The sequence below is a fragment of the Brevibacillus sp. FIR094 genome (genome assembly GCF_050477165.1).
Taxonomy (GTDB): Bacteria; Bacillota; Bacilli; order Brevibacillales; family Brevibacillaceae; genus Brevibacillus.
In genome coordinates this window covers 162028-182954 of the sequence record NZ_JBEAES010000007.1, presented here as the reverse complement: position 1 = coordinate 182954, position 20927 = coordinate 162028, and the positions used below count along the sequence as shown (strand labels likewise).

General features: G+C 46.6%; 5 protein-coding genes and 2 pseudogenes. All 7 read left to right on the top strand.

What is annotated here, in order from left to right; all coding sequences use genetic code 11:
* Window position 1: 1 nt before the first annotated feature.
* Window positions 2-2545, top strand: a pseudogene (gene parC / locus ACQ5DJ_RS07950) (DNA topoisomerase IV subunit A).
* A 16-nt stretch (window positions 2546-2561) separates the two neighbouring features.
* Complete coding sequence (locus tag ACQ5DJ_RS07945) at window positions 2562-2882, top strand: hypothetical protein (protein ID WP_429841964.1); 321 nt, start codon at window positions 2562-2564, stop codon at window positions 2880-2882.
* 198 nt (window positions 2883-3080) lie between these two features.
* The gene (locus ACQ5DJ_RS07940; RefSeq protein WP_429841963.1) at window positions 3081-3728 is read left to right on the top strand and encodes a nitroreductase family protein; all 648 of its coding nucleotides are present in this window, start codon (window positions 3081-3083) and stop codon (window positions 3726-3728) included.
* Between the two features lie 173 nt (window positions 3729-3901).
* Complete coding sequence (locus tag ACQ5DJ_RS07935) at window positions 3902-4582, top strand: metallophosphoesterase family protein (RefSeq protein ID WP_429841962.1); 681 nt, start codon at window positions 3902-3904, stop codon at window positions 4580-4582.
* 779 nt (window positions 4583-5361) lie between these two features.
* Window positions 5362-15246, top strand: a complete 9885-nt coding sequence (locus ACQ5DJ_RS07930) for an aminotransferase class III-fold pyridoxal phosphate-dependent enzyme (protein WP_429841961.1) — start codon at window positions 5362-5364, stop codon at window positions 15244-15246.
* Window positions 15213-19154 (top strand): annotated as a pseudogene (locus tag ACQ5DJ_RS07925) (condensation domain-containing protein). The gene ACQ5DJ_RS07930 and the pseudogene ACQ5DJ_RS07925 overlap by 34 nt, the downstream one beginning before the upstream one ends.
* A gap of 29 nt (window positions 19155-19183) precedes the next feature.
* Entirely contained in the window at window positions 19184-20920 is a 1737-nt protein-coding gene (locus ACQ5DJ_RS07920; RefSeq protein WP_429842018.1) for a condensation domain-containing protein, read from the top strand.
* The last annotated feature ends 7 nt before the right edge of the window (window positions 20921-20927 follow it).

The window sequence follows — 20927 nt, the reverse complement described above, 5'->3', positions numbered from 1 at the left end:
CATGCTGTCCAATCAAATTATTAAACAGAGCTTCGCGGAGATTATGGGAAAGCGCTTCGGGGACTATGCCAACCTGGTTATTCTCTCACGCGCAATCCCGGATGCTCGCGATGGACTAAAACCGGTACAGCGCCGTATTTTGTATGCCATGTACCAAGAAGGCAACACGAACGATAAACCATACCGGAAATCAGCGAAAACGGTCGGGTACGTGATGGGTACCTATCACCCGCACGGAGACTCGGCGATTTACGAAACGATGGTGCGGATGGCGCAATGGTGGAAAATGCGGCAAGTGCTCATACAAGGTCACGGAAACTTTGGTAGCTTGGACGCAGACCCACCAGCCGCTATGCGTTATACCGAATCCAGACTGTCGGCATTGGCCAATGAGCTACTGCGCGATATTGAAAAGGATACGGTTACATTTATTCCGAACTACGACAACTCTGCTCAACAACCGGCAGTATTGCCTTCACGGTTTCCTAATCTTCTCGTGAATGGTGCTGCCGGGATCGCGGTTGGATTTGCAACTGACATCCCTACTCACAATTTGGGCGAAGTCATCGATGCGGCTGTTGCACAAATGAAGAACCCGAATATTTCTCTGGATGAGCTGATGCAGCACGTCAAAGGTCCAGATTTTCCGACAGGAGGCATTGTTCAAGGGCTATCCGGAATTCGCAAGGCGTTTGAGACAGGCCGTGGTCAATTCATCATTCGCGGAAAGACGCATGTAGAGGAGCCAAAAGGCGGCAAGGTCAAAAAAATCGTCATTTCCGAAATCCCTTATGAAGTGGTCAAGTCGAAGCTCGTCGGCCAAATCGATGAGCTTGTGATGGAGCGCAAAATTGAGGGGGCGCTGGCGGTTCGCGATGAAACTGGTCGCAAAGAGGCCGAGCAGAAAAAAGTCCGTATCGTAGTGGATATTCGTAAGGAAGCGGATGAGCAGGCGATTCTCAACTACCTGTACAAAAATACGGATCTGCAAATCTATTACAATTACAACATGAACGTGATTCATGAGGGGACCATCCGCCAGATGGGACTCAAGGCTTTGTTGGGTGCGTACATCGACCACCAAAAAGAAGTCGTCACGAATCGCTGCCAATATGATCTGAATCGTAAGCAAAGCCGCGAGCATATCGTGGAAGGCTTGATTCGTGCCAAGTCCATATTGCGACAGATCGTCGATACAATTATGGATTCGGAAGACCGTGCAGATGCCAAGAAAAACATCATGGAGAAATACGGCTTCACCGACAACCAAGCAGATGCGATCTTGAGCATTCAGCTCGCTTCCTTGACACGTTTGGATATCGTCAAGTTGGAAAAAGAATTGGCTACCCTCGCAAAAGAAATCGAGGAACTGAAATCGATTTTGGCGAGCGAAAAAAAGCTGATTCAAGTCATTACTGGCGAACTGAACGAGATCAAGAAAAAATACGCAGAAGAGCGTCTGACAGAAATCCAGGGCGAGATCGAGGAAATCAAAATCGATATCGCGATGCAAATCAATGCTGAGGATTGCATCGTAACTCTCACAAACGAAGGATATATCAAGCGGACGAGCCCGCGCTCCTTCAAATCAGTGGGGGGAACGCTGGAGACATGTGGGGTAAAAGAAGGTGACCGTGTCCGCTATTTCATGGAGACGAATACCTCTCACACTGCTCTCTTCTTTACCCAGGATGGTAAATACTTCGCTACACTGGTTAACGCCTTCCCAGACGATAAGTGGAAGGATATTGGTTCCGCTCTCGTCAACATCATCCCGTTGGAGAAGAATCAGCGGATCGTTGGCTTTACGATCGTAGAAAACTTCAAACAACCGCTGTATGTATACCATGTAAGCAAAAATGGTTTGATGAAAAAGACGGCGTTGTCCGAATACGAAACGAATCGTTCGAGTGCGTTGGTAGCTGCGAAGCTGAAAGCAGACAATGACGAGTTTGTGAATGTATTTGTGGCTGACGAAGCTGGGGCGATTCTCGGTGCGACAAAAGATGGCATGGGTATTCGTTTCCAGCGCAATGAAGTCAGTGCAACGGGTAGAGCGTCAAGCGGGGTAAAGGCAATCGCACTTGCTCCTGGCGACGATGTGATCACGATGCTTCCTATTGAGGAAGACGATTCTCGTGCCTTTAGCTTGTTGACGGCTGAAGGAGTTGTAAAACGCACATCCATTGCTGCGATCCCACTTCAGGCTCGTGCAGGTAAAGGCGTACAGTTGATTCGTAAACGAAAAAATAATCCGCATGAGCTCGTTGCGATGTTCATCGAGGAAACGGTTTATGCCTGGACGTCGCAGAACGAATGGACCCCAGTCGAGACAGAGCAAGTGATCGTCAACGAGCAAGGTGGCATCGGCCGACAACTGGTGGAGGGTGGGGTAAAAGCAGTTGCTTTTGAAACCGTTTTGCCGTCAGATGAACCGAAGGACGAAGCGACTGTAAAAGGCTGAGGAGACGGAGCTGGCACAGTAGGACAACAGAAAACGCCTAATGTCCAGGCTAATCTGTTCGATGGAGATCATCGTAAATAAAAGGAATGATGAATAGATGGCGTTTGAAGCCTTTGTTTCACCGCTAAGCTGGCAGCAGGTTTCTCTGCTCCTCGATACTGTGCAATATTTCGAAGACGCGCCGAAACTGCTCTCTCTTCCACAAGAGCAAGGAGCAAGTGTGTCAGTGCCGATTACGTCAGACACATTGACGACGATGCTTGGTTGTCTGGATGAAGAGGAAGCATTTAGCCGCAAAGCTTTTTCATTGAGTTGGGAAGCAGCTGAGGACGAAGGGAGTGGCTATCTCGTTGTCGAGCTCCCGAATGGAGACACCGTGAGACAGCCAGCCGTTTTATCCGCTTTTTCTCCGGTTTAACAAATAAACGCTTTGGTGTCGCGCTTGCATTCATGACAGGATGTGAGCCGTTTAGCCAAAGCGTTTTTTTGCATACAAAAAGATTGCCAGCGAATTGGAGTATGTGATACAGTTTGAACACGAGTTTTTTTGTAATAAAGTTAGTTACTTACTCAGTTACTCACTCAATTGGAAACCTTACCACTGGAGGATGGAATCATGGAAAAAGTCATCGATCAAAAGGCTTTTATGGACGTCATTCGGGAGCGTCGTTCCGTACGTCATTACGATCCAACAGCAAAAATCTCGCGGGATGAACTAAAGGAAATGCTTAAGGAAGCGACCTTGGCGCCTTCCAGCTCTAACCTCCAACCATGGCGGTTTTTGATTATCGATGAACAGCCATTGAAAGAGATGCTGCTCCCCATCGCATTTAACCAAAAGCAAGTGGTTGAGTCTGCGGCGATTATTGCAGTCCTGGCTGATTATGAGGGCTACAAGCAAGCCGGGAGTATCTACAAAAAAGCGGTAGAAGCAGGCTACATGACAGAAGAAGTAAAAGCTACACTCATCGACAACATCAACAAGCGTTATGAGAATCGGGATCGAGCAATCATCAAGGAAATTGCTTTGGTAGACGGAGGTCTCGTCTCGATGCAATTGATGCTCGTTGCCAAGGCAAGAGGGTATGACACGGTGCCAATGGGAGGCTATAACAGCGAGAAATTCAAGGAAGCTTTCCAAATCCCAGATCAATATGAAACGGTCATGTTAATTGCAGTGGGCAAAGCGGCTGAGCCTGGTCATCCGACTACTCGCCTGGATGTAGAAGAAATTACGTTCTGGAATGAGATGCCGAGTAAATAAGTACGAAGAATTGGAATAGCCTTGGCCTGATATGATTTTGGGCCTGGGCTTTTTTCACGTTTGCAAGCTTTTGTAGGACAGACATGCTGGCAATCAGGTGAAAGGGGGCGTACAATAGGGGGACATGATAGTAAAGAAAGAGAAGCCGCAGACGAGCGAAAGAAGGGTGTAGGATGAAAAGATTGTTGGCAATCAGCGATATTCATGGGGAATTGGAAAAACTGGAATCGTTGATGGAGCAAGTTCAGTACGATCCACAAAACGATCAATTGATCCTGCTAGGTGATTATGTAGACCGTGGACCAGAGTCGAAGGGGGTCGTCGACAAGGTGAAACAGCTCCATGCAGAAGGGGCAATCGTGTTGATGGGCAACCATGATCATATGATGGTTAAATCATTCGAACAAGACCCTGTCTTTATCGAGCGATGGTTCAGAAATGGCGCACAAAAGACGCTGGCGAGCTATGGTCATGTCGCAGCAGATACGGAGTCTGGTGCACCGGAGGCCTTGGAAATCACCTCATCAGTCAAAGAGCATCTGGAATTTTTGGCTGGCTTGGACAGCTATTATGAAACCGATGATTATATTTTTGTTCACGGGGGTGTACATCCCGAGACTCCAGTTGCAGAGACTGACCCATACCTGCTGATGTGGATACGTGATGAGTTCCATAAAGGCTACCAGGGTGAGAAGACCGTTGTTTTTGGTCACACGCCAACCAGTTACTTGCACGGTAAACATGATGTGTTTTACGGTGAAAATAAAATCATTGGCATTGACGGGGGTGCCGTATACGGCGGCCGTCTGCATTGCTTGGAGCTTCCCAGCCGAAAGGTTTACTCGGTTGAGTAATAGAACAAGAACGAAAGGCTTCCACCTCTCTTTACAAAGAGCGGGTGAAAGCCTTTTTCATATGCGTCAAGATAAGTTCAGAGTAACATTGTAATGAATTTTAATTTAAATAAATTGCAAAAATTAATAATTTAAGGCTTGTCTTCTAATATATGGGATAGTAAAATATTCCCAAATCACTCATATTCTTATTGTTCACCATCATATTAGCCCACGTGAATATTTGAAAATCAATGCCCAATTTCCCCTGCTACACTCGCTGCAATGTGACCGTTACTCTAATCGCCGCCCTTATCCCACTTCTAGAAAAGACAAAAGAAGCAGCCATTTTAAAAAAATCATTGATCGATATATCCATTCCTGGAAAAAGGTAAGAATCATCCATCTCATTATGGCGATGGTTTCTTACTGCTTAGCACTTCAAAAAAATCAATAAAAGGGAATCAAAGTAAGTGTTGTATATCTGTTCGTTGCATTCCGAAGTGCTGAAAGAAAAAGAATGGGATGAGCTTTTTCTTCCGGGTAAGTGGCGATATCGTTTCCGGGTAAAAGTTCCTAATATTCAGAATGAGATGACTGGTTGCTAATATCGGGTACGAGCCTATGTGCTGCCCGGAAAAGAAAACGGGAGACAGGTGATTCGTACAACGAGTCACAGCTTGGGGAAAATCACTTCTCTTGTATGCACGTGGGGAGCAAAAGGGAGCATTTGGAGTGGTTATGCTCACCAGGCAAGTACTAGAAACTATTTAAACATGGGACAAGGGAGGAACAACGCTTTGCATATTGTTCAGACATTAGTAGAAGCGCTGGAATTGTGGAAGAACGAGAACCATAAAGGCGTTACCTTCATTTTGGGAGACCAAAATGAGGTGTTTGTTTCCTATAAAGAATTGTATGAAGAAGCCCTCGGTTATTTATTTGTCCTCCAAAAAAATGGAATCAAGCCTGGTGATGAGGTCGTTTTTCAAATTGAGGATAGTAATCTCCGAACGTTTGTCTGCCTTTTCTGGGGATGCTTACTCGGTGGAATGATCGCCGTGCCTATCTCTGTAGGGGATAACGAAGAGCATCGTCTGAAGCTGTTAAAGGTTTGGAAGACGTTAATCAATCCGTATCTGATTACGACGGATAGCGTATGGAAACGACTGGAGGATTTCTTTAGTAAACACAACTACCTGACGGAAATGGAATCATTGAAGTCGAAGTCCTTCCTGCTTGATGAGACCGGGAAAAATGAAGAGAAGGGCACCATCTACTATCCTTCTGCTGATCATGTGGCCTTTATTCAATTTTCATCTGGGTCTACAGGAGATCCAAAAGGGGTTACCCTGACGCATGAAAACCTTGTCCATAATGTTCTTGCGATTAATAACAGGCTTGGAACGGATGAGTCTGACTCATTTCTAAGCTGGATGCCCTTAACTCATGACATGGGGATGATCGGGTTCCATTTATCCCCGTTATATGCAGGAGTTCAGCATTATTTTATTCATACCTCACTGTTTATCAGGCGGCCTACACTATGGTTAAAGAAAGTAAGCGAGCACAAGGCGACGATTAGTTCTTCTCCGAACTTTGGATATAAATATGTGTTGTCCAGGTTTAAACCGGAAGTGGCTGAAGAGTGGGATTTGTCTACGCTTCGCACGATTTTAAATGGAGCAGAACCCATTGCTTCGGAATTAATCCATCAGTTTTTGGATCAGATGAGCCCGTATGGATTGAAGAAAACGAGCATGCTCCCGTGCTATGGATTGGCTGAAGCCTCTGTGGGAGTAACGATTCCGGATCAGAACCTGCATTTTACAACGCTTTCTCTGGATCGCAGTTTTATCCAGGTAGGAAAGCCAATCAAGATGACGGATCATACAAATCCAGAAGCTCTCACACTGGTAGAAGTGGGTTACCCCATCGATTTTTGCGAGGTAAGAATATGTGATGACGAGGATCAAGAGCTACCAAGCGATACTGTTGGTCATATCCAGATTCGAGGAAAGAACGTAACCGCTGGATACTACAACAACCCTACTGCCACCGCAAATGTAATGACTACTGATGGATGGCTCAGAACAGGGGATCTAGGCTTTATGCGTAAGGAACGTCTTGTCATTACGGGGCGTGCGAAAGACATCATCTTCGTGAATGGCCAAAACGTTTATCCGCATGATATTGAGCGGATTGCGGAAGAAGTCGAAGGAGTCGAGCTTGGGAAGGTCGTTGCCTGCGGGGTATTCAACGAGAAAAGCAAGGAAGAAGACATTCTTGTGTTTATCCTTCATCGGAAAAGTGTAGACGAGTTCATTGCGCTTTCCAAGAAAGTGAAAACGCATTTGAACGAGCGAACCGGATGGAGAATAAGCGAGGTCTTGCCGATTCAGCGCATCCCCAAAACAACGAGTGGAAAAGTCGAACGATATAGAGTGGCTAGGGAGTATCAGTCTGGAGCATTTCGCGATGTTTCCGAGGAAATGCAACGCCGAATCAACGATGAGGTAAAAGAGGAGAGAACCGATAAATCACCTCAGTTACGTGAAGAATTAGAAAAACAATTGCTTTCGATTTGCCGCGAGGTGCTTCAATCAGACAGGTTGGGACCAAACGACAGTTACTTTGACGTTGGCGTGTCCTCTATGCAGTTGACCCAGTTAGCAGGGCGGATAGAAGAAGAGATGGGGATCACGATGGCGGTAACCGATCTGTTTGCCTATCCAACGATCTCTAAGCTTTCTCACAGTCTCTTCCACGAAGATCAAGCGACAGATCGCATAAAAGAGACAGATACGAGCCAACAGAAACAAAAGGATATCGCGATTATCGGGATTTCTTGTAAGTTCCCGCAGGCTCAGGATGTGGATCAATTTTGGCAAAACATCCGGGGGGGAAAAGATTGTATTCATGAGCTTCATGGTCAGAGACGAAAGGACACAGAACAATATGTATCACTTGTCAGAGGCGAGCAGGGCAATCATAGCCTTGTGGAGGGTGGTTATTTAGAGGAGATTGATGAGTTTGACTATTCGTTCTTCTCGATCACTCCTAAAGAAGCGAAGCTAATGGACCCGAACCAAAGGCTGTTCCTTGAAAATGCTTGGAATACGCTAGAGGATGCAGGTTATGGCGGGCACAAGCTCTCAGGGGCAAAAGTAGGGGTGTATGTCGGATTCTCCAAGTTGGGATACGATTACGAACGCCTTTTGTCAGTGGTAAGTCCCAAGGATTTGCCCTCTTATGCAGTAGGCAACCTTCCTTCCATTATTGCAAGCCGCATTTCGCACTTGCTTGATTTGCGCGGCCCTGCTGTCACTGTGGATACAGCCTGCTCTTCTTCCTTGGTTGCGGTTCATATGGCGTGCAAGGCTATCCAAAACGGTGATTGTGAGATGGCATTGGCAGGTGGAGTCAAAACCATCCTGCTGGCACTGAAGGCTGGGATTGGAATGGAATCCTCTGACAACCGTTCAAGGGCGTTTGACGATCAGTCTGATGGAACGGGTTGGGGTGAAGGCGTAGCTACAGTTCTGTTAAAACCTTTGGAAAATGCCATCGAGGATGGGGATCACATCTATGCTGTGATAAAGGGAAGCGCTGTTAATCAAGACGGCGTTACAGTCGGGATTACCGCACCGAACTCACAGGCTCAAGCAGAATTAATCGTAGACGCTTGGGAGGATGCGCAAGTCGACCCTGAAACGATTAGCTATATAGAGGCGCATGGAACGGGTACAAAACTAGGGGACCCCGTTGAGCTGGATGGGATTCAGAGAGCATTCCGACAATATACACAGAAAAAACAGTTTTGTGGAATCGGCACTGTCAAAGCGAATATTGGACATTTATATGAAGCAGCGGGAATCGCTGGCTTGATTAAGGCTGCTTTGCAGTTAAAGCACAAAGAGCTGCCAGCCCTCGTCCATTTCCAGAAGCCGAATCGGAATTTCGCATTTGAAAAGTCGCCAGTCTATGTGCAAAACAGACTGGAAAAATGGGAAACAGATGGACATCCGAGGAGATGCGGGGTTAGCTCGTTTGGGTTTAGCGGGACCAATAGCCACGTTATTTTGGAAGAGTATGTGCCGGTTAATGAAACGGAGATGACAGTCTCAGACGAGGTGCAAGTGTTTACTTTGTCAACCAAATCTGAGTCAGCCCTTCAACGTCTGATTCAAAAGTACCGGGAGTTTCTTTCTACCAGCGGACCGCTTTCTCTGTCTGATTTGTGCTATACGGCAAATACCGGGAGAGAGACGCTTCCCTATCGGATTGCACTCATTTTGCATAGTCGCAGCGATTTCGAACAAAAGCTCGACCGATTGGCGGTTCGGCTTGAAAATGATCGAGATGTTTTCGTCTACTCACCTAATAAAAAGCGCGTTCCAGAAGAAACCGTTCATCTGTTGAGTCAATCCGCTCGGGATGTGCAGGAAAAGTACCATAAGGCGAGTACAGAGATGAAGTATTCGTATGCATCGACATTATGCGATTTGTATGTACAGGGAGCTACGGTTGACTGGGATGAGTTCTACAGAGATGGCAAAAAGAGAAGAAAAATGCCACTGCCGGTCTATCCTTTTGATCAGCTTCGCTCTTGGATTACAGATGATGTGATCACCATCATTCCAGAACAGTCGAATACTATTAGCGGAAATAGAGGTGCTACTGTGTCAGAGATAGGAACTGCGCCAATCGCAAAAGTTCTGAAAGAGTTGGTTCATCATGCTTCAGGTTTTGCTGTAGATGAAATTGATCCATCCCTTCATTTTCTGGAGCTAGGCTTGGATTCTATTATGCTCGTACAAATCAATCGTGAAATTCAAGAAAAGTTTGGAGTGGTCATTCCGGCCCAAGAGTTGTATGAAACTATTACCAGTGTTGATAAGCTAGCGGCCCACATCGCTCTGGAACTATCCAGTAGCCCCGCTGTGGCTTCCGCCAAACAAATGGAATGGATGGCAATCGAGCAACCGAGAGCAAACATAGTGGTGGGACAGAATGACGTTCACAATATTCAGCAATCAGAACCGATAGAACAATCCATGAAAATGCCAGTCTCGAGAAGCGCAGGGGCGGTTGAAACCATTATCGAAAAGCAGATTTCGCTTTTGTCTGAACACCAAAACCAAATGGCTTCGCTGTTACAAAAGCAATTGGAGCTGTTGAATCAAGAACAAAGCTTTGTACCAAAGCAACAAGCTGAATCTGTGCCTGTTGCTCCCGAGAGCAACAAACCCGAAGTAAAACCACACGTCAAGGTAAATGAAGAGGAACGCCAGAAGCCATTTATACCGTATCAGCCACTGATGATCGGGGAACGAGGCAATTTTACACCGACACAAAGAGAGTATTTGAACACATTCATTCAAAGCTATACAGAAAAGACAAAGCACTCCAAGAAGTATACGCAAGAGCACCGATTTGTTCATGCGAACAATCGCAATGTGTCTGGATTCCGTTCTTATTGGAAGGAAATGGTCTATCCGATCATTACACAAGCATCAGCTGGTTCAAAAATGTGGGATCTCGATGGGAATGAATATGTCGATCTGACGATGGGTTTCGGTGTAAACCTGCTCGGTCATAATCCTGCATTTATCATGAAAAAGCTGGAGGAACAGATTCAATCTGATCTGCCTCCGCTGGGTCCTATGTCGGATGTAGCTGGAAGGGTAGCAGAATTAATCAGCGAGCTTACCAGAGTAGAGCGTGTCGCTTTTTACAATTCGGGGACAGAGGCAGTCATGGTGGCACTGCGCTTGGCTAGAGCTGTTACAGGCCGTTCGAAAATCGCATTATTTTCCGGCTCCTATCACGGTACATTTGACGGCGTTCTGACTGTTGCTGATCCTGAGTCCCAGGACGGGAAGGCCATACCGATGGCACCAGGTATTACCCAACATACGGTGGATGACGTCCTGGTCTTAAACTACAACCATCCAAAATCAATCGAGCTGATTAAAAAACATGCACATGAACTGGCCGCAGTATTAGTCGAGCCTGTTCAAAGCCGCCGTCCAGATCTGCAGCCAGTGGAATTCTTGAAGGAAGTCAGAGAGATCACAAGCCAATCAGGCACTGCCCTTATTTTTGACGAAATCATTACGGGATTCCGCATACATCTTGGTGGCGCACAGGCGTGGTATGGAATAGAAGCTGACCTCGTTACGTATGGGAAAGTTCCGGGTGGTGGCATGCCGATCGGTGTTGTAGCTGGTAAAGCTGCGTTCATGGATGCGGTAGATGGGGGAACCTGGAACTTTGGAGATCATTCTTACCCGGTAAATGCCGAGAAAAAGACGTTTGTGGGCGGAACGTTTTGCACGCATCCACTGACGATGCATGCTGCGATCGCTACTCTGGAATATTTGAAGGATCAGGGGCCGAAGCTTCAGGATGCGTTGACTCAAAAGACTCTCTACTTGGTAGAAACGCTTAACGCGTATTTTAAGAACGAGCAGATTCCAATCCAGATGATTAATTGCGGTTCCTTGTTCCGCTTCGTATCGTTTACCGATATAGAATTGTTCTTCTACCATCTGATCAGCAAGGGCATTTATATATGGGAGGGCAGAAATTGCTTCCTTTCCACTGCTCATTCCGATGAGGATATCGAGAGACTGATCCATGCGGTGAAGGAAAGTATTGATGATCTGAGGCGAGGAGGTTTTTTGCCAGAGCCACCCCCAACTTCTCCGAATGGAGGACGCAAACAAAATCAAGTCGTCGAAATGACAAACTTTACGAGACGGGATGGACAGCAGCCAGAGGCAACGCTTGTGGAACGTGCGGGGGAACAACTGAGGCTTCCTCTTAGCCCTGAACAGAAACAAATGTGGTTTGCAGTCAAATATCGAGTAGAAGCATCCGCCGCTTTTAACGAGACTATCTCCCTTCAGGTGGAGGGTGAGCTTGATATCCCTGTGTTTGAGCAGGCAGTCCAAACCATGGTGGATCGTCATGAAGCATTGAGGACCATCATTGATTCCAACGGAGAGCATCAGGTGGTACTGCCCAAGAGGGACATACATGTTCGATTCGTAGATTTGAGTCACCTTTCTTCTGAGGAACAGGAAGAAAAAAGGAATCAGCTGTTGGATGAACAAACAGGCACGCCATTTGAACTGTCTTCTGAGGACCCTCTGTATCGGGTAAGTGTCATCAAGCTGGCTACCGCCAAATTCCTGACTTCCTACACCTTCCATCACATGATTGCGGATGGGTGGTCCATGGCTGTTTTTATAAAAGAGCTGGATGATATCTACTCGGCCCTTACACAGAAACGACCTATATCGCTCGAGCCTTCTACACCGTTTTCTACGTACCGAAACTGGCAAGAAAATCAGATGGAGAATCCAGCGTTTCAGGACGCGCTCACGTACTGGAACGAAAAGTTCGCAGATCCAATTCCCAAGCTCGTTTTTCCTTTAGAGAAACGAGAAACGGGAAAACCATCTTTTACAGGTGAGCGAATTACCTTCAAGATCGACAGTAGCATCACAAGGAAGGCAAGAAAAAGAAGCATTCAAAACAAGAACAGTCTGTTTATTACCTTACTGGCTTCTTTTAACCTCTTCCTCCATCGCATTCTTGGAAATAGAAAGATGGTTGTTGCGATTCCTACTGCGGGTCAATCCCATATCGGCAAAATGTCCTTGATCGGAAACTGCGTCAACCTGTTGCCTGTTTCCACGGAGATTGACGGCAATGATACGGCAGCGGATTATTTGTCTCGGGTGAAACAGGCGGTTGCGGAGATAGAAAAGCATCAAGCTTACTCCTTTGCAGCATTAGCTGAGAATTTGCCGCATCAGAACTTGCCAGAGCTTTCTGTGTTGTTCAATATGGATCGACCGCTTCACAACCTGACTTTCGCTCAAATGAAGGCTACGCTGTTGCCCAATCGGATCATTTACAGCAAGTACGATCTTTTTGTCAACGTGACAGAAGTGGGCGGAGAGCTTGTAGTTGATTTGGATGCACGAAGCGGGGTAGTAACCACGGAGATTCTTCGCCAGTGGGGAGTCTACTTCGCCAATCTTTTGCATCGTATTGCAGAAGACGATCAGGAAAAAATTCATGCACTATCACTTTTACAGCCCAACGAGATGGAAATGATGCTACGCGAATCCAGTGGCAACCTGGGCAAATATACAGCGGAATGGACAGAACTTCTGCAGGATGTGCCAGATGATCGAGTAGGACGAGCTTCCCTCTATGTCCTGGATCAGTATCAGCAATTGGCTCCTGTGGGTGCGGTCGGACAGGTGTATCTGGCTGATGGGGGATTCGAGCATGCGGACCTGTCTCATTGGCAGCAAACAACGAAAACGGCTGTTCAACTAGGAAATGGAGAAATCCACATTATCGATTCATCCGATCGACTTGCAGGGCAAAGAAGCACGGGAGGCAGAGAAGTAGAGCGGGCTGGTACAGCGACCGAAGAGACCATTAGGGTCATTTGGCAAGAAGTCTTGGGAAGCTCCCCGATGTATCTGGATGATAATTTTTTTGAACATGGCGGGAACTCCTTACAAGCGACGGTCATGCTCAGTAGAATCTACAAGGAATGCCATGTGCAAATTCCTTTGCATCAAATTTTTCAATCGCAGACGATACGTGAATTAGCCGCTTATGTAGACTCGTCGAAGCATCAAGCTTTTACTCCCATTCGCTCATGCGAGTTGCAGCCATACTATAAGGCTTCTTCCGCACAGAAAAGAATGTACATCCTCCAAGGTCTGGATGGAGGAACCGCCTATAACCTATCCGGCTACTTACAATTGGATGGGGAACTGGAACTTGATCGTCTGATTCACTCTTTGCAACAGGTTATACAAAGGCACGAGTCTTTCCGAACCAGCTTTGTCATCAGAGAGAATGAAGTCGTGCAAGTTTTACATGACGATCTGCCATTGGATATTGAGGTCGAACAATTGTCTGAAGAAGATGTAAATGAGGCGATTCGCACCTTTATCCAGCCATTTGATCTCAGCAAAGCACCGCTTATTCGGGCGAAAATCTTCCAAGTGTCAGCCAAGCGCTTTATTGTAGCTGTGGATATGCACCACATTATTTCGGACGGCTATTCGGTCTCTCTGTTTATCCGTGAGCTGCTGCATACGTATAGAGGAGAATCACTGCCTGAGCTCGGCGTGACGTATAAAGATTTTGTGGCATGGGAGCAAGAGAGGGAGGAATCAGAACAGCTCTTGGCTCAAAAGGAGTATTGGCTTAACCAATTTGGTCAAGTAGAGCTTCCGGTATTGAAGCTTCCCATTGATTATCAAAGACCGCCCGTTCAATCCTTTGAAGGTGACCGCTTGACGATGGGGATCAGTGAGGAAGTCAGGAAGCAGTTACTCCAATTAGCTAGGGAAACTGACACGACCTTGTATATGGTATTGCTTGCTGCTTACAATGTACTTCTTTCTCGATACACGGGGCAGGAGGAGCTGATTGTCGGTTCTGCTGTGGCCGGAAGACAACACCCTGATTTGGAACGAATGATGGGCATGTTTGTAAATACGTTGGCCATCCGAAACTATCCGACAGGAAGCAAAACCTTTACGAACTTCCTGAAAGAAGTGAAAAATCAAGCCATACGTGCCTTTGAAAACCAGGAGTACCCGTTTGAAAAACTGGTTGATGCTCTTCAACTAAACAAAGATTTGAGCCGCAATCCGCTATTTGATACCATGTTTGATTACCATTATGAATCCTTTGACGACGTGGCCTCAGATGATTTCAAAGTCACGACGTATGAATATCCAAAAGGTGTGTCCCTCTTTGATCTCAGTCTTGATGTCCATGACGATGGGACAACGCTCACGTGCCAATTTGATTACAGCACTCATCTGTTTAAACGCGATACGGTTGAGCGAATGGCCAATCACTTTGCCAAGATTCTTCACTCCATTCTGCAATCGAATGGTAGTTGTCTAGCTGATTTGGAGTACTTGTCCAGCGAAGACGTCAAGCAGGTTGTTGCTGACTTTAATCAAGAGAGAAAGCAAATACCCGCTCCTCTCTATCCAACGTTCTATGAATGGTTTGAAGCAGAAGCAATACGCCATGCAGAGCAAGTCGCTGCTTCTTACGGGGAAGAGCAGATCAGCTATCAGGAACTCAATGAGAAAGCAAACCGCTTGGCACGGACTTTGCGTGATCAGGGTGTAAAACCAAACAGCTCCGTTGCGATTTTGGTAGAACGCTCGATTAACATGGTCGTTGCTGTTCTGGCAGTCATGAAGGCGGGTGGAGCCTATGTTCCGATTGATCCTCAGTATCCGAAAGACCGCATTTCGTTCATGTTGGAAGACAGTCATGCAAAGGTCATGCTGGTTAATCAAAATGGACAGAGCGGAATAGACTTTAGCGGCGTCATTATCGATCTGGACACAGAAGCCAGTTACACGGAGGATTCATCCAATCTCGACGCCATCTCCGGACCGAGCGATCTCGCTTATATTATTTATACATCCGGTACTACTGGCAAACCCAAAGGGGTCATGATCGAGCATCGCAATCTGGTGAGTGTAGCCAATACATGGCGCTATGAGTACGAACTTGAACAGATGAATGTGAATCTCTTGCAGATGGCGAGTTTCTCTTTTGACGTGTTTGCAGGGGATTTGTGCAGGGCCTGCTGCATGGTGGGCATTTGGTGATTTGTCCTAGTGATGTAAGGATTGATCTTCCGGCTCTTTATCAGTGGTTGACCCGGTATGAAATTTCCTTGTTTGAATCGACACCTGCTCTTGTTCTTCCTTTTATGGAATACATTTATCAAAATGGATTGCCGCTCTCTCATCTGAAATTGCTGATTCTTGGTTCGGATACATGCCAAAGCGAAGCGTTTGTCCGCTTGGTCGAGCGTTTCGGGCAGATCAAAATCATCAATAGCTATGGAGTCACAGAGGCTGCTATTGATTCCAGCTACTTCGAAATAGCTGGCGATACCGAAATGACAACCGGAAATGTTCCGATCGGAAAACCGCTGCAAAACACAGAATTTTATGTGTTGGATTCCCAATGGCGGCCACAGCCGGTGGGCGTGTACGGAGAACTATATATCGGGGGAGCAGGTGTTGCGCGGGGTTATCTGAACCGAGAAGAATTAACCCGTGAGCGCTTCATCCAAAATCCTTTCCGTCCTGGTGAGACCATGTATAAGACCGGCGATATTGTGCGCTGGATGGCAGATGGAAATATGGAGTTTGTTGGTCGTTCGGACTACCAATTGAAGATTCGTGGATTCCGTGTGGAGCTGGGCGAAGTCGAAAATCAACTGTTACGGCATGCAAAGGTTCGCAATGCCATTGTGCTCCCGAAGACAAAGGGAGATGAATCCGTTGTATTGTGCGCTTATTACACGACGGATGAGGGAGTAAGTTCGTCCGAAATTAAGGGCTTTTTAGCCGATTCCCTGCCTGACTTCATGGTGCCAACCTTTATCATCCAATTGGCAGAGCTACCTGTGACGCCAAACGGCAAAATCGATCGTAATGCTTTGCCTGAACCGGATCTTTCTAAGCTAATATCCGAGGAGTACGTAGAACCTGCAACAGAAAATGAAAGAAAACTTGCAGGAATATGGCAAGAGGTCTTGGGTATCGAACGAGTCGGCGCGCTGGATCGATTCTTTGAGATCGGTGGACATTCGCTACACGCCGCCATTCTTCTTGCCAAAGTGAACAAGGAGTGGCAGGTAGAAATTCCGCTGCGAGCCGTTTTCCAAAATCCTACTGTCAGAAGTTTTGCCCACGTTATTTCTGAATCGACACTGACCGAAAAGCCTTTGATTCAGTCGGTTGGAAAACAAGAGAATTATGAGCTCTCTCCTTCGCAAAAAAGAATTTTTACGGTTCAATCGCTCGATGAAACGAGTGTGGCCTATAACATGGCAGGCGCGCTGATTCTTTCCGGGCAGCTGGATTCTACGGCATTGGAAAACGCATTCCAGTCTCTCATTCAAAGGCACGAGGCGTTCCGTACGTCCTTCGACTACGTAAATGGTGAGCCTAAACAATTTGTCCATGACTCTGTCCGTTTTGCCATCGATCATGCTCGCGCAGAGGACAGTCCTGAACGTATAGAAAATCTCATTCGGACGTTCATTCAACCATTCGAACTGAGCCTGGCGCCATTATTGCGCGTCAAGCTGGTCAAACTGGCAGAGGACAAGCATTTGCTCCTGATTGACATGCACCACATCATAGCAGATGGAACATCGGTGAGCATTGTGATTGATGAGTTGAATCAACTGTATAACGGGCGAAATCCAGAACCACTCACCGTTCAGTACAAGGACTATTCGGCTTGGTTGAAACAGATCAAGACGACGGGTCAGTCCCATAAGCAGGAGAAGTTCTGGCTCGATGAATTCAGCGGGGAACTACCTGTCATGAATCTGCCTACGGACTATCAGCGACCGCAGTTTCAAAGCTTGAAGGGGGTACGGTCGAAAGCGAGATTGAGGCGGATGTATCCCGCAGTTTGCACAACTTGGCGAAGGAAGCAAACGTAACGGTCTTTTCGATTCTATTGGCGGCGTACAACGTTTTGCTGTCCAAATATACGGGGCAAGAGGACATTGTCGTAGGGACTCCAGTGGCAGGACGTAACCACACCGATGTTCAAAATGTAGTGGGGATGTTTGTAAATACGCTTGCCCTACGAAATTATCCAGCAGGCACCAAAACGTTCCGCGAGTTTGTCCAGGAGCTAAGTGAGAAGTCACTACTGGCGTTTGAACATCAGGATTATCCATTGGAAGATCTCGTGGAGAAGCTTCAAGTTCGACGCGACCCAAGCAGGAATCCGTTATTTGACACCATGTTTTCCTATGACAATGTAGCAGATACGGCATTTGACTGGAACAGGGTAGAGGTCAGCCTTTATCCATTCCAAACGAAAATATCCAAGCTAGACATCGTCATGAATGTCGAGACGAGAAATGACAGCTTTTTTGTGGAGTGCGAATATAGCACCAGTCTATTTAAGCCTGAAACGATGGAGCGTTTTATTAACCATTTTACCAATGTACTGCGGCAGGTAGCTGCTAACATGGATATTCTTATGGGCGAGATTGACCTCATGTCTCCGGAAGAAATGCAGTTGATGGAGAAGCTCAGTAATGATACGAAGCGAGCGTATCCTGTGGTACAACCGATCCATGTTGCCATCGAGGAATCAGCCAGCCTTTATCCGAATCGAATTGCCGTTTCCTATCAAGGCTCGACAATCACGTACCAACAATTGAACGAGAAAGCCAATGCAGTCGCTTCTGATCTGCTGAAACGCGGTGTAGGTAAAGGCAAGTATGTACCTGTGCTGATGGAAAGAAGTCTCGAATTGGTCGTATCACTATTGGGTGTAATGAAGACGGGAGCAGCGTTTTCACCACTGGACATTCAGTGGCCTGTCGATCGACTCCAGTCTGTTATTGCCGAGCTGGGGAGCGAGTTCGTATTCGTAGAATCTGACCATTCCTTTACGGAAACGGATTTGGGAGCGAAATTGGTCGCGATTGATCTGGGGCAACTGACAATGGATGCCAAAAATCCGAATCTGTCCGTATCGCTAGAAGACCCCATCTATGTCATTTTTACTTCTGGTTCAACAGGCAAACCAAAAGGAGTCGTCGTACCTCATAGAGGGATCGTCAACCGCTTTCTCTGGATGGATGATTACTTTGGACTAGACGCAGCGCAATCTGTACTTCAGACCACCAACCATGTTTATGACAGTGCCATTTGGCAATTCTTCTGGCCGCTGACCAATGGCGGAAAAACGGTCTTGCCTACTACGGGGATGACAGTATCGGCTGATTACATGGCTGGAATCATTGAAGAAGAACAAATTACCTTAACTGATTTCGTCCCATCTGTCTTTAATGTGATCGTCAATCAGTTAGCTGAAAATCTCGAGCTACAGGGCAAATTACAATCGCTCAAAAAGATCATTATCGGCGGCGAGGAAATCGTTCCGTCCGCAGTTTCCAAATTTCTGAAAATATTCCAGTATGTATCACCGACGAATTTGTATGGCCCGACAGAAGCAAGTATCGGATGCATTGCTTATCAAATTACGGGAGAGGAAGATCGTATTCCGATTGGAAAACCGATATTCAACACGAAAATCCTTCTTCTTGATGCATACGGAAAGCGAGTGCCGATAGGTGTCCCTGGAGAAATCTACATCTCAGGCATGCCGCTTGGATTAGGTTATTTGCATAACGAGCAGCAAACGAAACAAAGTTTTGTCGATAATCCATACGCGGAACCGGGCTATGAAAAAATGTATAAGACAGGGGATTTGGCTGTCTACTTACCGGATGGGAACATCCACTTTCTGGGCAGAAGGGATTTCCAGATCAAAATTAGGGGATATCGAATCGAGCCAGGGGAAATTGAAAGCAAACTGCTTTCGCTTGAACAGGTAAAAGAAGCAATTGTTATCGCCAGAGAAGAGGAAAATGGAAGCAAGTACTTATGCGCGTATATTGTGACAGAGCATGAGCTTGCCGCTGACGAGTGGAGAGACCTTCTCGCTAAAGATTTGCCCGATTACATGATCCCATCTTTCTTCGTTCGATTAGACGCTATGCCGATTACGGCTGTTGGAAAAGTGGATCGGAAAAAACTCCCCCTTCCTGATCGCTCTCTCTTGGTGGAGGAACACATCGTAGAGCCGTCCGATGAACAGGAACAAATCATGGTCACCATCTGGAAGGATGTGCTGGGACTTGCGCAAGTAAGTGTGACACACAACTTCTTTGAGCTTGGGGGAGACTCCATTAAAGCTCTTCAGATGATAGCGAGATTGAGGAGTCATGGGTATGAGCTCCGATTGAGAGACTTGTTCCAAAACCCGCGCATTCGCAGTGCAGCAAGATATCTCCAGACGCTGACCAGACAGATTGATCAAGGGCCTGTAAGGGGAGCAGTAGCGTTGACACCGATCCAGATGAACTTCTTTGAACAAAACTATCAGAACCCGCATCATTACAATCAATCTGTCATGTTGTTCAGTGAAGCTGGCTTTGATCCAAAACTGGTTCAACAAGCATTTATGAAGCTGATGGAGCATCATGATGCTTTACGAATGAAATTCCAAATGAATGGGTCGGACATTGTGCAGGAACATAGGGAACTAGACGAGTGCCAGGTCCCCATTATGATCAGAGAGTTCCCGGCTCAAAGCGTAGTGGAGATGGAGCAAGCAGCGCAGCTCATTCAGGAAGGGATCGATTTGACAGATACTGCGTTGGTCAATCTCGGCCTTTTCCGAACAGATGCAGGAGATCACTTGTTAATCGTGATTCATCATCTCGTAGTGGATGGTGTCTCATGGCGGATTCTTCTCGAAGATTTCCATGCAGTGTATGACGCCTTGCTGCAAAAAGAAGAGCCTGCTATGCCTATGAAAACCGATTCCTATCAAACATGGTCAGAAGAATTGCAAAAATATGCGCGGGGAAGCGAGATTCAACAGGAAATCGGATATTGGAAGCAGGTCGAGGAAATGCCATTCTCTCCTCTGGCAAAGGCGGAAACGATTGGGGCACTGCTTATGCAAGATACAACAGATGTCACCATCGAACTTGATGAAGCCAACACAGAAAAGCTGCTGAAGCAGAGCCACCAGGCTTATAACACGGAAGTGAATGATTTGTTGCTTACGGCGTTAGGTTTGGCGGTAAAAGAGTGGGCGGGGATAGATCATGTGCTCGTCAATCTGGAGGGACATGGCAGAGAAGAGATCGTGAAGGACATCGATGTTTCACGCACCGTCGGATGGTTTACAGCCCAGTATCCATTCGTACTGGATATGAGCCGATCGGAATCCCTTGGCTACCCGATCAAAATGGTGAAAGACAGCCTGCGGCGTGTGCCGAACAAAGGTGTTGGATACAGTATTTTACAGTATCTGTCTGCGAGACAAACCGAAGTCCCATTAACGTTCGAGGTAAAGCCCGAGATCAGTTTTAACTACTTGGGACAGTTCGATACAGACTTGGAATCTGGCAGCATAACGACTTCCGCTCTTTCACCGGGGCGAGAAATCAGTCCGACCGCCATTCGATCCTTTGCGCTTGATGTGAATGGAATGGTGGTGAATCGCAAGCTGACACTTACTTTTACGTATCATCGTGAAGAGTTTGAAGAAGGAACCATTCAGCGCCTCGTGGATGCCTACCGAGATAAGATCGTAGAAATCATTACGCACTGCTTATCGAAAGAGTCAGTCGAGCAAAGCCCAACAGATTTCACATACGATGAGCTGTCCATTGAGGAATTAGATCATCTTTCCCAACTGCTGGGTGAAAAAATTCAATGATAGATGG

Bases quoted from the DNA above. Each gene is read 5' to 3' on its own strand.
- ACQ5DJ_RS07945 (WP_429841964.1), top strand. From the start codon at position 2,562: ATGGCGTTTGAAGCCTTTGTTTCACCGCTAAGCTGGCAGCAGGTTTCT.
- ACQ5DJ_RS07940 (WP_429841963.1), top strand. From the start codon at position 3,081: ATGGAAAAAGTCATCGATCAAAAGGCTTTTATGGACGTCATTCGGGAG.
- ACQ5DJ_RS07935 (WP_429841962.1), top strand. From the start codon at position 3,902: ATGAAAAGATTGTTGGCAATCAGCGATATTCATGGGGAATTGGAAAAA.
- ACQ5DJ_RS07920 (WP_429842018.1), top strand. From the start codon at position 19,184: ATGCCGATTACGGCTGTTGGAAAAGTGGATCGGAAAAAACTCCCCCTT.